Raw genomic sequence first — 14,680 nt, forward strand, 5'->3', positions numbered from 1 at the left:
ACTCGGCTTCGATGGGCATTAGAATCGCCAGGTCATATTCCCGGTCAGCGCTTGAATCCATGCATTGTCAAACTCACCGGAAGTTCGATTGCCAGACACGGATTTGGTCTGGTCCACCGACATGTCACCGATCCAGATCATGGCCCAACTGACGTTGACGTCCGTGTCTTTGTCCAGAGCATAGGTGGCGCCTGTCGCAATGCGCCAGGATTCGTCCATGGGCACGGTGAACGTTCGATTGCCGTCCGACACGGCGCTGCTGTCGTAAGCCACGCCGACGTTCCACAGCAGTTGCGGCGTGGCCTGGTATTGCGCGCCAAGGGAGAGGTGCCAGGTGTCCTTGAAGTCGGCATCGACAGTGGTCGAACGGGCGTTGCCCGCTGTGGTGTCGACCTGGGCGGCAATCTCGCCGAACTCTGACCAGTCCTGCCAGTTGACCGAAGCCAGCAAAGCCCATTGCCTGTCCATTTGTTGGAACAGGCTAAGGGTGACGGTTTGCGGTACCGTCATGTCCAGTTTGGTCTTGTCGCCATCCAGGCGATCCAGCGCCGGGCCATTGCCGTTGATGTCCAGGCCGTCCTCGAAATCCAGATCGACTTTGCTGGTATACGTCAGGCCGATACGGGTTGCGGATTGCGGGGCATAGATCACGCCCACGTTCGCACCGAAGCCCCAATCCTGGTCTTTGTACTTAAATTGTCCGTCACTGCGATCGGTGAAACCGAACGGCGCCCGGTCGATGGCGGTCTGTGCTTGCAGCATGCCGTACATGGCCTTGACGCCCACGCCGACCGACCATTGCTCGTTGAAGCGATACGCAACGCTCGGTACCAAAGACACTCCACCCAGACTGGCGTTCTGGGAGAAGTAGCGGCCAGACCATTCGTTGTCGTAATTGACCGCCAGGCCGAAGTCGGCGTACTGGCCGAAGCCGACGCTCCAGTGCTCGTCCAGTTCATGACTGACGAAAAAACCGGCACCGGGAATTGGGTCCAGGACGTTGCCACTGCTGCTGCCCGCGACGTTGGTATCCTCGTTACGATCGAATTTCAGGTGGCCGTACAACACCTGCAAGCCCGCGGTTATTTGCGTGCCCGGCAGGTAGCTCATGCCCGCCGGATTGGAGGCAATCGTCGAGGCGCCCTGCGCCCGGGCAGCGGCACCGGCGTTGGCCAGGCCGGCATTATCGGTGCCGATTTCGTAGAGCATGATGCCGCCCGCCTGCACCTGATGGCAGAACAGAATAAGCACAGCTGGAATCGCAGATTTTCTTAGCTGCATGGACTTATCTCGACAAGAAAGCTTCCTCGAACACCCAAATTAGTTCAGTTCATGAAAGTCTGGACTACGCTGGACGGAGCCGGTGACAGACCACTAAGTGGTAGTTCATGTTTGGGAAATCGCAAAGGTGTGCGAATGAATAAAGCGCTTCAATTCATGCCCGTCATGGCATTGGCAACTATTTGGCCCCACCTCGGGTTCTCCGCCGACAGCCAGGCGGAATTGGCCAAGCAATCGCTAAACCCGGTGGCGGCACTCTACAGCGTGCCCATTCAATACAACTGGAACCAGAAGCTCGGGCCCAGCGGCGAGGGTTATCAAAGCGTCACCAATATCCAGCCTGTGTTGCCTTTTAGCATCAACGAGAAATGGAACCTGATTTCCCGAACAATCCTGCCGGTCATTGACCAACATGGCCTGGTACCCGGCGGGCAAGCCGACAAATCCGGTATCGGTGATATCACTCAGAGCTTCTTCTTTTCACCCAAGGAACCCACCGCCAGCGGCTGGATCCTGGGGGCCGGCCCGGTGATTTTGGTGCCGACCGGCAGTGATGACCTGCTGAGCGCTGAACAATGGGGTGCCGGGCCTACGGTGGTGGCGCTTAAACAAAGCCATGGGTGGACTCGCGGTATTCTGGCCAACCACATCTGGTCGGTGGAAAGCAGCCCACCCGACGAGAAGGACAAGATCAACCAAGAGCGAGCAAGCGCAACTGCAGCAGTTGTTGCCGGGAGCGGTCAGCGCGACGCAACTGGCCACGCAGCTGCGCACGACCATCAGCCTGACCAGCAAGGAACGCAATGTGTTGAAACTGGTGGCCGAGGGCAAGTCAAACAAGGAAATGGCAAAACTGCTCGGCATAACCCCCGAGACCATCAAGAGCCATATGAAAAACATTTTCGCCAAGCTCAACGTCGACAGCCGCGCGCAGGCCGCCGTGGCGGCCAAGGCGAGCGGCTTTATCTAGTACCCCGTGTCGGCTGTACTCAGCAGTAGCGCAAGGAGCTTAGCTCGGCCCGCTGTTTCATTTGGGTCCAGCCTATTTAGCTGGAAGCTGATTTTTGAGGGCGACACGAAAAACGGTGGGAGTAACCACTATTTTCCGGTCCCTCGGTTATTCCCGAGGTTAGGAACATCGTCGGAACACGCATTTTTCAACAAACGAAGGTGCCCATGACTGTCGTATCGATGTAGGGCGGTCATACACCGTGCAGCAACTGGCCGTCGGTCACGGCGTCACCTCTCCTTCTGGCCAAATGGCATTTACGAAGCTTTGGGCTTCTGCATAGGTACACGGCTCGCCGACCATCGAGAAAAATCGGAAACCTGGAAGTGTGACCTGCCAATGAGCCTTACAAGCTTGTAAGACTTGTCCTTCGGCATGGCTGCTTTGAGAGCGGAATCGCTCAGGGGCGTGACTTTCAGGGCCATGGAACACCATTTTGGGGGCATGCGAGATGGCCGAACGGCCATGCCCCCAAATCTGCCCCCAAAACTTTGGGCACGCTAGGGCAATTTCGAAAACCATAGAAAACAAAAAGCCCGCTCTAGGCGGGCCTTTTGTTGGCTTTCGGGGGATTTTGATATCACCTGAAAATGATCGTTGGTGCCCGAAGCCGGAATCGAACCGGCACGCCCTTACGAGCGGGGGATTTTAAGTCCCATGCGTCTACCAGTTTCGCCATTCGGGCGGTAGCGCGGTGAAGTCGTCTGAATTCAGTCGATTAGCAACTGGTAGTCCTGACGCTTGTGCAGCAGAGGTGGGAATATATACATACCACCCCGGTGAAGCAAGTTCGCAAAGATCCTTTTCAAGACTAATTCTTGCAAGGCATTGCAAATAAAAAGCTCCGTAAATCATGGATCTACGGAGCTTGTTTATTAGTGGAGGCCGAGGCCGGAACGATCCGACACAGGTTGCTATGCAGCCCACCAACAAAGTCAAGCAGATCAGTAGGTTAGCATACCGTACATTGCGCAAGCTACTGATTTTAAAAGGCCTGCTGCCCACGTGGTCGCGTTCGACAGGTTGAATCCTCAGCCACTGCCACCCTCTAGTGGCGCGGAGAGTATCAAGGGGATTCACTAAGTACCAACATGCAAGATGCTGGATTTAGCGCTCTCCCCCGCGAGTCAAAGCATGAAGTCCGCCGTCGTCAGACTGCTGGTGCCGACGATCTGGATGGCGAACTCGGCGGCGCTGTCCACATCGGTATTGCCATACAGCACGCCCCCTGCAACCTTCAACTGCCCGGCTGTGCTGAAGGCGGCTGTACTGCCGATGACCGAGTTGAAGGCGTCATTGGCGAGCGTCGCCGTGTTGGCATCCAGTGTCGACAGATCGATCTTGTCGGCTCCTCGGGTGAAGTCGGTGATGGTGTCCCAGGTGGAGCTGGTCAGCCCCGTTTCGGCGAGGGCGTTGAAATCGAAGATATCGTTTCCGATACCACCGGTTAGAACATCCTTGCCTGTACTGCCGATCAAGGTGTCGTTCCCGCCCTCGCCCAGCAGAGTGTCATTGCCAACACCACCGCTAAGCAGGTTGGCGACGGCGTTTCCCGTGAGCTTATCGTTGTAGTTGGAGCCGGTGAGGTTTTCGATGCCCAGCAGGATATCGGAACCTGATCCACCGGTATTCTGGGCCGTGGTCACAGCCAGGCTGGCGGTGACTGCGCTGCCCGAATAGACGTAGGAGGCCGTATCGACGCCGGTGCTGCCATCGAGCACGTTGCTGCCAGCCCCGGAATAGAGGGTGTTGTCGAGGCTGTTGCCCGTAAGGATCCCGGCCCCGGTCGTGACGACGCGACCATGCTCGACATTGGCGCCAAGCGTGTAGACGCTCAAAGAGCTGTAGACCGTGTCGCTGCCGCCAATGCTGGCCGTCGCATTGATTTCGGTAACGACGTCGCCAGTGTTGTCTACGTAGTAGGTGTCTGAACCATCACCGCCCGTCATCCGGTCGAGGCCTGCGCCACCGTTCAAAACGTCATTGCCGGCGCCACCATTGAGCAGGTTGGCGGCGGCGTCACCCGTGAGCTTGTCGTTGTAGTTAGAGCCGGTGAGGTTTTCGATGGCTACCAGGGTGTCGGAGCCTGATCCGCCAGTGGCCTGGGCTGTGGTCACGGCCAGGCTGACGGTGACCGCGCTGCCGGCATAGGCGTAGGACGCCGTGTCGATGCCGGTGCTGCCATTGAGGACGTTGTTACCGGCCGCGGCAAAGAGGGTGTTGTTGAGGCTGTTGCCCGTGAGGGCGGCAACCCCGGTGGCGAGAAGGCGACCGTTCTCGACATTGGCGCCCAGGGTATAGGCGTCGAGATAGGTGTAGACCGTGTCGCTGCCACCGGTGCTGACTGTCGCATTGGTTTCAATCACGACGTCGCCGGCGCTGCTGACATAGTAGGTATCAGAACCCTCACCGCCCGTCATCCTGTCGAGGCCTGCGCCGCCATTCAATACGTCATTGCCGGCGCCACCATTGAGCAGGTTGCCGGCGGCATTACCTGTGAGGTTGTCGTTGTAGTTGGAGCCGTTGAGGTTTTCGATGGCGATCAGGGTGTCGGAGCCTGATCCGCCGGTGGCCTGGGCCGTGGTCACCGCCAGGCTGACGGTGACTGCGCTGCCGGCATAGAGGTAGGAGGCGGTGTCAGCGCCAGTACTGCCATTGAGGACGTTGTTGCCAGTTGCGGCATAGAGGGTGTTGTTGAGGCTGTTGCCCGCAATCGCGGCGACCCCGGTGGCAAGGATGCGACCGTCCTCCACATTGGCACCGAGGGTGTAGGTGCCTAGATAGCTGTAGACCGTGTCGATGCCGCCAGTGCTGGCGGTGGCATTGGTTTCAATCACGACGTCGTCGGCGCTGCTGACGTAGTAGGTGTCTGCACCCTCACCGCCCGTCATCCTGTCGAGCCCTGCGCCGCCATTCAAAACGTCGTTGCCGGCGCCACCGTTCAGCAGGTTGGCGGCAGCGTTGCCCGTGAGCTTGTCGTCGTAGTTGGAGCCTGTAAGGTTTTCGATGGCAATCAGGGTGTCTGTGCCTGATCCTGCGGTTGCCTGGGCCGTGGTCACGGCCAGGCTGACGGTGACGGCGCTGGCGGCATAAACGTAGGCGGCCGTGTCGACGCCGGTACTGCCATTGAGCACATTGTTGCCAGCTCCGGCATAAAGGGTGTTGCCGAGGCTGTTGCCCGTCAGGGCGGCGACCCCGGCGGCGAGGATGCGACCGTTCTCGACATTGGCGCCGAGAGTGTAGGCGCCAAGAGAGCTATGCACCGTATCGCTTCCACCGCTGCTGAGCGTCACGTCGGTTTCGCGAACGACATCGCCGGCATTGTCAACGAAGTAGGTGTCGTTACCGCGTCCGCCGATCAACGTGTCCGCACCCGACCTGCCGCTGAGCACATTGGCCCCATTATCGCCATACAGAACATCATTGAAACTGCTGCCGATGATGTTCTCGATATTCAACAACTGGTCGGCAAAGTCCGCGGGGGTTCGTGCAATGTTGTTGATGACGTCCCCGCCGGTGTCCGAAGCATGCCTGTTGTCAAGCAGGGCAATGACTCCCGTTGCATACCCCAAGCCGCCTTCCAGGTCGACGATCACGCTCGATTGGGCATTGGCATAACTGACGAAATCGTTGCCGGTGCCACCGTCGAGGGTTTCGCCGAGGTAGAACCAATAATCAAAGCCGCCGGTCAGATTGCCATATTCATCGTATGTCTTCTCGTACTCTATCGACTCCAGCGTCGCCGAATATCCGCCTTCAGCCATCAGGGTATCGTTGCCGCCTTCTCCCTTGACGAGATCACTGCCGGCGTTGCCATCCAGGGTATTGTCTTGCGCGTTACCGATCAGGGTGTCGTTGAAGCGACTTCCAATCACCGCCTCGAAGCCGCCCAGGGTGTCCACGCCAGAGCCGCCGGTGTCTTGCGCTAGGGTGACGGCCAGATTGATGGTGACTGCGCCCGCATCTTCATATGAAACGGTATCGAAGCCTGTGCTGCCGTGGAGACCATTGTCGCCGCTACCCGCGTAGAGCACGTTGTCGAGCGCGTTGCCGGCCATTTTGGTGACCCCGGTCGAGAGCGTGCGGCCACTCTCGATATTGGCACCGAGCACGTACCTGTCGAGGGAGGTCGCGACCAGATCAACGCCGCCTGTGCTGGTTTCGCTGACCACATCGCCGACATTGTCGACGTAATAGGTGTCATCTCCATCACCGCCCCGCATGGTGTCGATACCCGTGCTTCCGTCCAGGATATCGTCGCCCCCGTAGCCCATCAGGGTATTCTTGCCGCTGTTGCCGGTCAGCCGGTTGTTCAGGTCGTTACCGTCGCCGTTGATATTTTTGCTGCCGGTGAGCTCCAGGTTTTCCAGGGTGCTGCCCAGGGTGTAGCTGTCCAGGCTGGACTTGACCAGATCGGTACCGCCGCTGTCTACGATTTGGTCCTGGTCTACGTGATAGTTGTAAAAATAGCTGTCGCCGACGCCCTTTGGGGTGGCTAATGCCCCCGCAGACTCAAAGGAAACCCAATGGGTGGCCTCACTGCTGCCACGGGACCGGTAGCTGGCTTCGCCCCAATACAGTCCTTCGCCAAACAAGATAGCGTTGATTGGCGGTGGAGTAGAACCCCATACATACATGAGGTCCATGACGCCGGTAATCAAAAGCCCGGATACATCGGTAAAGCCGGGCTTCAGCTCGGGGATCTTGTCGAGAATATAAGTGTCATCCCCGCTGCCGCCGTCCAGCGTGTCCAGCCCTACACCGCCGTCCAGAATGTCATCCCCCGCCAGGCCAAAAATACTGTCGGCCTCACTTGTCCCGACCACAACATCGTTGTTCGTAGTGCCGCTTATCACGCCCATGTTTTTTCCTTTAATCAGGGCAGCAAGTGGCATCCCACGCGGCCATATTGTTCGTTGTCATCAATGACAGGCGGGTAATACCACCAGGCATCTCATCGAAATTTGTCGAAGCCGCGCAGGTCAGCGTGCAAATAGAGTGGTGCCCATTATATGTAGCCATTTGCCATCTCGCTTGCCCAATCGTCGTCTCGTATGAGATCTGTTGCAACAATAGATTTGCGCAATGCCAGGCAAATTACTGCCATCAAGGCCGCTTTGCTGGCGGGGATACGTCGGACCGGTATTGATGGAGGCAGTGGCCTACGCTTTTGGCACGCTGATTAAGCCAGAGAGATGGAAAGCAGTCCGCCAGTTGCGGAACACTTCACTTTTTCGAAGCCAATAAAAAACCCCGTAGACGTTAATCTACGGGGTTGTTTATTAGTGGAGGCCGAGGTCGGAATCGAACCGGCGTAGGCGGATTTGCAATCCGCTGCATAACCATTTTGCTACTCGGCCTCAAAACATTTGCTGTCAGGTAGCACAACATCAAATGCGTACAAACTTGGAGCGGGAAACGAGACTCGAACTCGCGACCCCGACCTTGGCAAGGTCGTGCTCTACCAACTGAGCTATTCCCGCTTGGTGTGGCGCATTCTATAGATTCCAGAAGCCCCGTCAACCCCTTGATTCAAAAAAGTTTTATTTCTTTTCAACGTCGGTCTTCAGATGCGGCCAGGCAGCGCGCAAGTATTGGACCATCGACCACAAGGTCAGGCCTGCGGACACCATCAGCAGGGTGTAACCCAACAGGACCCAGAAGCTGAAGTCCGACGGATTGGCCAGCAGGATCACCAGCGCCAGCATTTGCGCGGCGGTTTTCCATTTGCCCAGGTTCGATACGGCGACGTGGGCGCGGGCGCCGAGTTCGGCCATCCACTCACGCAACGCCGAGACGACGATTTCGCGACCGATGATCACGGCGGCAGGCAGCGTGAGCCACAAGTTGCCATGTTCCTGGACGAGCAATACCAATGCGACGGCAACCATCAGCTTGTCGGCCACCGGGTCCAGGAAGGCCCCGAACGGCGTGCTCTGCTCCAGGCGGCGGGCGAGGTATCCATCCAGCCAGTCTGTTGCGGCAGCAAAGGCGAAGACCGAGGCGGATGCCAGGTAGCTCCATTGGTAAGGCAGGTAGAACAGTAAAATGAAGATCGGTATGAGCAGGACGCGTAGAACGGTAATCAGATTAGGGATATTCATCGGCACAACTGGCTACGAGGTGAGGGAGCATTCTACTCGCTGTGCAGATTTGCATAAATCAACTCTGCGAGCTTTTTACTGATCCCGGGGGCTTTGGCGATTTCTTCGATGCTGGCACGAGACAGCTCCTGCAATCCACCAAAATGTTTCAACAAATCGCGCCGACGGGTCGGCCCGACCCCGGCGACGCCTTCCAGTGTAGACGTGCGCCGGGTTTTGCCACGCCGGGCGCGGTGGCCGGTGATGGCGAAACGGTGGGCTTCGTCGCGAATCTGCTGGATCAGGTGCAGCGCGGGGGAATCGCCGCGCAGGGTAAATTCGTGGGCAGCGTCGTTGAGGTACAAGGTTTCGAAACCGGCCTTGCGCGTCGCGCCCTTGGCCACGCCCAACAGGATCAGGTCGGGCACAGCCAGTTCGTTGAGCACGTCGCGGGCCATCGACAACTGGCCCTTGCCACCGTCCACCAGCAAGATATCCGGCAGCTTGCCCTCCCCGTCTTTCAGTTTGCTGAAGCGGCGGGTCAAGGCCTGGTGCATCGCCGCATAGTCGTCGCCGGCGGTCACGCCTTCGATGTTATAGCGGCGGTAATCTGATTTGATCGGGCCTTCGGGGCCGAACACCACGCAGGACGCCACAGTCGCTTCACCGCTGGAATGGCTGATGTCGTAGCATTCCAGGCGTTGTGGCGGCTCCTCGAGCTTGAGCACTTCTGCCAGCGCATCAAACCGCGCGGTAATGTGTTGTCGATTCGCCAGGCGTGCGCCCAGGGCCTGTTCGGCATTGGTCACCGCCAGTTGCTGCCAGCGCGCCCGAGTGCCTCGTACCCTGTGGCTGATGGTCAGTTCACGACCGCGCAGCTCATCGATGGCCGCAATCAGCGTCGGAAAATCCTCGTGAACCACGTTGACGATCAACTCGCTGGGCAAGTCGCGTTCCGGGCTGCTGATGAAATACTGGCCAAGAAACGCCGCCATGACCTCGGATACGTCTTCTTCAATACCGACCTGCGGGAAAAAGTTCTTGCTGCCCAGTACCCGCCCGCCGCGCACGCTGATCAGGTGAACGCAGGCGCCCCCCGGGTTGACGAAGGCCGCGATGACATCGACATCACCCGTGCCGCCTTCCATGCTCTGCTGGTCCTGGACTCGTCGCAACAAGGCGATCTGGTCACGCAGTTCGGCGGCTCGCTCGAATTCGAGGTTGATCGCGGCTTCTTCCATGGCCGCAGACAATTCGTCGGTCAGCGCATTGCTGCGCCCTTCGAGGAACATCACCGAGTGCCGTACGTCCTGGGCGTACACCCCGGGCTCGACCAGGCCGACGCAAGGCGCCTTGCACCGTTTGATCTGGTATTGCAGGCAAGGTCGCGTGCGGTTCTTGTAGTAGCTGTCTTCACACTGGCGAACGAAAAAAGTCTTTTGCAGCAGGCTCAGGCTTTCCCGGATCGCCCCGGCGCTGGGGTAAGGACCGAAATATTTGCCCTTGGCCTTCTTCGCCCCGCGATGGATGCTCAGGCGCGGGAAGTCGCCGTCCGACAGATAGACGTAGGGATAGGATTTGTCGTCGCGAAGCAGGATGTTGTAAGGCGGACGCCATTCCTTGATCAGCGTCTGCTCAAGCAGCAAGGCTTCGGTTTCGTTGGCCGTGATGGTCGTTTCGACCTGGGCGATACGCGCCACCAGCGCAGCAGTCTTGGGCGCAAGCCCGGTCTTGCGGAAGTAGCTCGACAGGCGATTCTTGAGGTTCTTGGCCTTGCCGACGTAGAGCAACCGCGCCTCGCTGTCGAACATGCGATACACGCCGGGGCGTCCGCTGACGGTTGACAGGAAGGCGCCAGGATCAAAGGTATCGGTCATTTTCAGAGGCTGGCGTCGACCATGCCATGACGAACCGCCAGCAGCGTCAACTCCACATCACTGCTGATCGAAAGCTTTTCGAAGATGCGGTAACGGTAGGTATTCACTGTTTTCGGGGACAGGCACAATTTATCGGAAATGATCTGCACCTTCTGGCAGCCGACTATCATCAGTGCGATCTGGATTTCGCGCTCCGACAAGGCATCGAAGGGCGAGTCGTTGGTCGGCTGGAAGGACTTGATCGCCAGTTGCTGGGCAATTTGCGGGCTGATGTAGCGTTGCCCGGCAAATACCAGACGAATGGCCTGGACCATCTCGGACAAACCGGCACCCTTGGTCAGGTAGCCCGCGGCACCGGCTTGCAACAGCCGTGTAGGAAACGGGTCTTCCTCGCACACGGTAACCGCAACGACCTTGATATCCGGGTGGCTGCGCAACATTTTGCGAGTGGCCTCGAGACCGCCGATACCGGGCATCTTGACGTCCATCAAGACCACATCAGGTTTCAGTTCGCGTGCCTTGAGCAGGGACTCCTCTCCCGACTCGGCCTGGCCGACTACTTGCAGGCCATCGATGTCAGCCAGCATTCGTGTAATGCCTGTACGAACGAGATCATGGTCATCGACTACTAGCACCCTAATCAAGCAGACACCTCGCGAAATGGTCTTATTGAATTGCGAGACACCTTAGCAAAAAGCAACTGGCAGACCTAGCAGAAAGCGCTGGTTCAAGAGTTTCAATTCATCTTCAAAGGCTTGCCGCAAGCGTGTCTCAGCACTGCAAGCGATCAAGATCGACCTGCATTCTCAGGAAACACTCGTCCCTGCCCACCACGCGCAAGCCCTTTCGCTGATACAGGGCGTGCGCCGGATTGTTGGTGAAAACCGTCAGGCGCAACGCCGGCCGCCGCTCCCCGCGCGCAACGGTTAACACCTGATCAATCGCCCATGAGCCGGCACCCTGCCCCCGGAAAGCTTCAGTGATGTGCAATTCGCGAATGTACAGGGCTGCAGCGTCACGACTCAGGCTGACGTAACCCAGCAAGTCCTCGCCGCGGGTGATCATGCGGTTGTCGCGACCTGCCCAGGCCACGTCGAACGCTGCGTCCTGCCACAGCAAATCGTGGTGGATGTAGTAGCGCAACATGTTCCGGCAGGTCAGGTCGCGGGCGAAATCCAGATCCTCTGGAGTTGCCGGGCGCCATTCAAACTCCATCGAAGCACCATGGCAGGCAGGGAAAGGCCAAAGTGTGTCACAACTTGAGTCGTGCCCGGATGATAGAAATAGCCTTTGTGGATCGATAGCATTTTCTGATTGAATCCGCGTACCGGCCTCTAGTAAGCTCGGCTCATCCATCGGAGACAGACCATGCTCAACACCCTCTTACAGCTTCGTACCGTCAGCGCCCCGCGCTCGGTTGCGGCTGCCCGGGTGAATGACGCTTGTGCTCCGGTCAGCTTTTATTTTGGGTATTGGTTTAGCCACTGGCGCGCCTGATACCCACACGGCGCCCACTTTAAACGGGTCGCCACCAGAGAATTCTCAACCCCCGGTCGGCTTCCCGACCGGGGGTTTTGTTTTTTCAGCCCCGCAAATTTTTAGCGACACACCAGACAACTTGAGGATTCAAAAATGAACTACGCCACTTATTACCGTTACGACAGTTTTACCGCCTGGCGATTTAGCAGCCTCCGCTCGGGACAGCCTGCCGCCTCCGATCGGTCACCCACAGGTGGCAAGCACACACACGCAGCCAATCCGGCCAATTGTCGAACACCCCAGTAGGGCCGAGCGCGCGGGCATCAACCCGCCGCCAGCCCAGGAAGCCTTGAATATGAACTCGTCCGCCTGCGCACTGCCGCTGTCCACCCTGAGCCCTGCCAATGAAGCGCTGACCCTGCGTCTGCCAAGCTCGTTGCAGCTCAAACAGCAATTGCCCCTCTGCAACGCCTTGACCCAGCAAGTCAGCGCCCACCGCCAGGCGGTTCGCGCGATCCTCAACGGTGAAGACTCTCGCCTTCTGGTCATCGTTGGCCCTTGCTCAATCCACGATCCGCAGTCAGCCCTGGAATACGCCGGCAACCTCGCCCGCCTGGCCGCCGAGGTCAGCGACGAAATGCTGCTGGTGATGCGCGCCTACGTCGAGAAACCCCGTACCACTGTCGGCTGGAAAGGCCTGGCCTACGATCCGCACCTGGACGGCAGCGACGACATGGCCGCAGGCCTCACGCTGTCGCGCGAACTGATACGCGAAATGCTCCGCCTCGGCCTGCCCGTTGCGACTGAACTGCTGCAACCGATGGCGGCCGGCTACTTCGACGACCTGTTGAGCTGGGTGGCCATTGGTGCCCGCACCACCGAGTCGCAGATCCATCGGGAAATGGCCAGCGGCCTGGACATGCCGGTAGGGTTCAAGAACGGAACCGATGGCGGCGTCGGCGTGGCCAGCGACGCCATGCGCTCCGCGGCCCACCCCCATCGTCATTTCGGTGTCGACAGCCAGGGCCACCCGGCAATTATTCATACCCCTGGCAATGCGGATACGCACCTGGTACTGCGCGGCGGTCATCGCGGGCCCAACTACGACCGCAACAGCGTCGCCCAGGTGAAGAGTGACCTGACCCGACTGAAGATCCCGGCGCGGATCATGGTCGATTGCAGTCACGCCAACAGCGGCAAGGACCCGCTGCGTCAACCGGCAGTGTTCAACGATGTACTCGAACAACGCCTGCAAGGCGATCGCTCGCTGATGGGTGTGATGATCGAAAGCCACTTGTTCGAGGGTTGCCAAGCGCTGGGCTCGACGTTGCAGTACGGCGTCTCGGTGACGGATGGCTGCCTGGGCTGGACCGACACGGAACAACTGTTGCGTCAGGCTGCACAAAGGCTGCGGACAGACAGGGCTTAACCACTGTGAAAGGTGCCGAAACACTGCGACGAAGAACGCGACACAATCCGGGCATTCGTACTGCCCCTATGCCGTTTTCTTCAGACCGGGGCGGACCTTTCATACATCCCGCCACCGCCCAGTGTTTTAGAGTGAGGCGCAATTTCACTCACCAGAACGTCTGCGCAAAGGTACGAATATGCAAAGGAATGCAAACACCTGCTACCCGATACTGCTGGTTCATGGATTATTGGGCTTCGATCGGATCGGCAAATTCGAGCTCTTTCATGACATCAGGCAAGCCCTGAGAAATGCGGGGGCGAGAGTATTCGTCCCGCACTTGTCGGCCACCCATAGCAACGAGATACGCGGTGATCAGTTGCTGGGGCAGATCGAACGGGTGTTGCAAGGAACGGGCTCCAGCAAAGTCAACCTGATCGGCCATAGCCAGGGTGCACTGGCCGCGCGTTATGCCGCAGCGATGGATCCGGCCGCGATTGCCTCGGTGACCTCGGTCAGTGGGCCAAACCATGGCTCGGAGCTGGCCGATTTCCTGCGCAAGGCACTCACGCCAGGACGTCTGCCGGAAAAGGTCGCCGACAAAGCCGTGACGCTGTTCGCCGATTTCCTCGCGGCGCTCAGCGACGATCATTACATGCCGCAGAGCGCTATCGCCGCCCTGAACGCCCTGACCACCGAGGGTGTGGGGGCTTTCAACGACAAGTACCCTCAGGGGCTACCGCAAAACTGGGGCGGCATGGGCCAGGAATTGGTCAATGGTGTTCGTTATTACTCATGGAGCGGTGTCCTGCAGGAACGCATCCTCGACGAAGGGCTCAACGCGCTCAACCCGTTCCACGCCATATGCCGGTCCTTTTCCCGCTTCTTCACCACCGAGGCCGACCAGAACGACGGCATGGTCGGGCGTTACAGCTCCCACCTGGGCACCGTCATCCGCTCCGACTATGCGCTGGATCACCTGGACAGCATCGCCCAGCCAGCCGGCCGGCTTCGTTCTGGCATCGACCCGGTTGAACTCTATGTACGCCACGCCGAACGCCTGATCAATGCCGGGTTATAAGAAGTGTCCCGCCGCGAATCCCGCGCACCAGGGAACTTTGAGGAGAAATAGATCACTGAATCCGGTAGGCTCAGCACTTTACCGAACATTGAAAGGAGTATTTTTCCATGGCTAAAGCCTCTGCCCGTCACATCCTTGTTGCCAGCGAAGCCAAGTGCAACGAACTCAAGGCCCAAATCGAGGGCGGTGCCGATTTCGGCGAAGTTGCCAAGGCAAACTCCACTTGCCCATCCAGCCGTCAGGGTGGTGACCTGGGTTCGTTCGGTCCTGGCCAGATGGTCAAGGAATTCGACACCGTAGTCTTCAGCGCGCCGCTCAATGTCGTGCAAGGCCCGGTCAAGACCCAGTTCGGTTATCACCTGCTGGAAGTGACCAGCCGTCAGGACTGATCGATTCGCGCAATTTGCATGCAACGGCCCGCCTTTTGGCGGGCCGTTGTGTTTCGCACACGTAATAGGCTGG

At 58.6% G+C, this 14,680-nt stretch carries 10 protein-coding genes, 3 tRNA genes and 1 pseudogene; 5 read left to right on the plus strand and 9 right to left on the minus strand.

Going from position 1 to position 14,680, the window contains the following annotated elements; translation table 11 throughout:
* Positions 1–18: 18 nt before the first annotated feature.
* Entirely contained in the window at positions 19–1,281 is a 1,263-nt protein-coding gene (locus KW839_RS01565; protein WP_218423176.1) for an OmpP1/FadL family transporter, read from the minus strand.
* Between the two features lie 156 nt (positions 1,282–1,437).
* On the opposite strand from KW839_RS01565, the pseudogene KW839_RS28005 reads away from it, so the two are divergent.
* Positions 1,438–1,980: pseudogene (locus KW839_RS28005) on the plus strand (transporter); the annotation flags it as partial.
* Positions 1,898–2,251 carry a helix-turn-helix transcriptional regulator gene (locus KW839_RS28010; protein WP_218423398.1) on the plus strand — a complete coding sequence of 118 codons (354 nt, stop codon included), beginning with the start codon at positions 1,898–1,900 and terminating at the stop codon, positions 2,249–2,251. The pseudogene KW839_RS28005 and the gene KW839_RS28010, both read left to right, overlap by 83 nt.
* Before the next feature lie 637 nt (positions 2,252–2,888).
* On the opposite strand, the gene KW839_RS01580 is transcribed toward KW839_RS28010, so the two are convergent.
* The 8 genes from KW839_RS01580 to KW839_RS01615 form a co-directional block, all read right to left on the minus strand.
* Positions 2,889–2,975 (minus strand) — tRNA-Leu (locus KW839_RS01580).
* Between the two features lie 442 nt (positions 2,976–3,417).
* On the minus strand, positions 3,418–7,152 hold the full coding sequence (locus KW839_RS01585) for a M10 family metallopeptidase C-terminal domain-containing protein (protein ID WP_218423177.1): 3,735 nt from the start codon (positions 7,150–7,152) through the stop codon (positions 3,418–3,420).
* A 424-nt stretch (positions 7,153–7,576) separates the two neighbouring features.
* Positions 7,577–7,650 (minus strand) — tRNA-Cys (locus tag KW839_RS01590).
* Positions 7,651–7,697: 47 nt separating this feature from the next.
* A tRNA-Gly gene (locus KW839_RS01595) sits at positions 7,698–7,773 on the minus strand.
* Between the two features lie 60 nt (positions 7,774–7,833).
* Entirely contained in the window at positions 7,834–8,394 is a 561-nt protein-coding gene (pgsA, locus tag KW839_RS01600) for a CDP-diacylglycerol--glycerol-3-phosphate 3-phosphatidyltransferase (protein ID WP_060540641.1), read from the minus strand.
* Between the two features lie 32 nt (positions 8,395–8,426).
* Entirely contained in the window at positions 8,427–10,250 is a 1,824-nt protein-coding gene (gene uvrC / locus KW839_RS01605) for an excinuclease ABC subunit UvrC (RefSeq protein WP_218423178.1), read from the minus strand.
* A gap of 2 nt (positions 10,251–10,252) precedes the next feature.
* Positions 10,253–10,894 carry a UvrY/SirA/GacA family response regulator transcription factor gene (uvrY, locus tag KW839_RS01610; RefSeq protein ID WP_060540639.1) on the minus strand — a complete coding sequence of 214 codons (642 nt, stop codon included), beginning with the start codon at positions 10,892–10,894 and terminating at the stop codon, positions 10,253–10,255.
* A gap of 127 nt (positions 10,895–11,021) precedes the next feature.
* Positions 11,022–11,465, minus strand: coding sequence for an N-acetyltransferase (locus tag KW839_RS01615; RefSeq protein ID WP_060540638.1), 444 nt, complete (start codon positions 11,463–11,465; stop codon positions 11,022–11,024).
* Positions 11,466–12,084: 619 nt separating this feature from the next.
* On the opposite strand from KW839_RS01615, the gene KW839_RS01620 reads away from it, so the two are divergent.
* The 3 genes from KW839_RS01620 (at position 12,085) to KW839_RS01630 (ending at position 14,607) form a co-directional block, all read left to right on the plus strand.
* Entirely contained in the window at positions 12,085–13,158 is a 1,074-nt protein-coding gene (locus KW839_RS01620) for a 3-deoxy-7-phosphoheptulonate synthase (RefSeq protein ID WP_218423179.1), read from the plus strand.
* Between the two features lie 178 nt (positions 13,159–13,336).
* Complete coding sequence (locus KW839_RS01625; protein WP_218423180.1) at positions 13,337–14,218, plus strand: triacylglycerol lipase; 882 nt, start codon at positions 13,337–13,339, stop codon at positions 14,216–14,218.
* A gap of 107 nt (positions 14,219–14,325) precedes the next feature.
* Positions 14,326–14,607: a peptidylprolyl isomerase gene (locus KW839_RS01630; protein WP_060540635.1), complete on the plus strand. Its 282-nt coding sequence runs from the start codon at positions 14,326–14,328 to the stop codon at positions 14,605–14,607.
* Positions 14,608–14,680 lie beyond the last annotated feature (73 nt).

The sequence above is a fragment of the Pseudomonas sp. PDM31 genome (genome assembly GCF_019218965.1).
Taxonomy (GTDB): domain Bacteria; phylum Pseudomonadota; class Gammaproteobacteria; order Pseudomonadales; family Pseudomonadaceae; genus Aquipseudomonas.

What these genes read in the sequence shown, in the direction of transcription:
- KW839_RS01585 (WP_218423177.1), bottom strand. Translation starts at nt 7,152, where the DNA reads ATGGGCGTGATAAGCGGCACTACGAACAACGATGTTGTGGTCGGGACA.
- KW839_RS01625 (WP_218423180.1), top strand. Translation starts at nt 13,337, where the DNA reads ATGCAAAGGAATGCAAACACCTGCTACCCGATACTGCTGGTTCATGGA.
- pgsA (WP_060540641.1), bottom strand. Translation starts at nt 8,394, where the DNA reads ATGAATATCCCTAATCTGATTACCGTTCTACGCGTCCTGCTCATACCG.
- KW839_RS01565 (WP_218423176.1), bottom strand. Translation starts at nt 1,281, where the DNA reads ATGCAGCTAAGAAAATCTGCGATTCCAGCTGTGCTTATTCTGTTCTGC.
- uvrC (WP_218423178.1), bottom strand. Translation starts at nt 10,250, where the DNA reads ATGACCGATACCTTTGATCCTGGCGCCTTCCTGTCAACCGTCAGCGGA.
- KW839_RS01630 (WP_060540635.1), top strand. Translation starts at nt 14,326, where the DNA reads ATGGCTAAAGCCTCTGCCCGTCACATCCTTGTTGCCAGCGAAGCCAAG.
- KW839_RS01620 (WP_218423179.1), top strand. Translation starts at nt 12,085, where the DNA reads ATGAACTCGTCCGCCTGCGCACTGCCGCTGTCCACCCTGAGCCCTGCC.
- KW839_RS28010 (WP_218423398.1), top strand. Translation starts at nt 1,898, where the DNA reads ATGGGTGGACTCGCGGTATTCTGGCCAACCACATCTGGTCGGTGGAAA.
- KW839_RS01615 (WP_060540638.1), bottom strand. Translation starts at nt 11,465, where the DNA reads ATGGAGTTTGAATGGCGCCCGGCAACTCCAGAGGATCTGGATTTCGCC.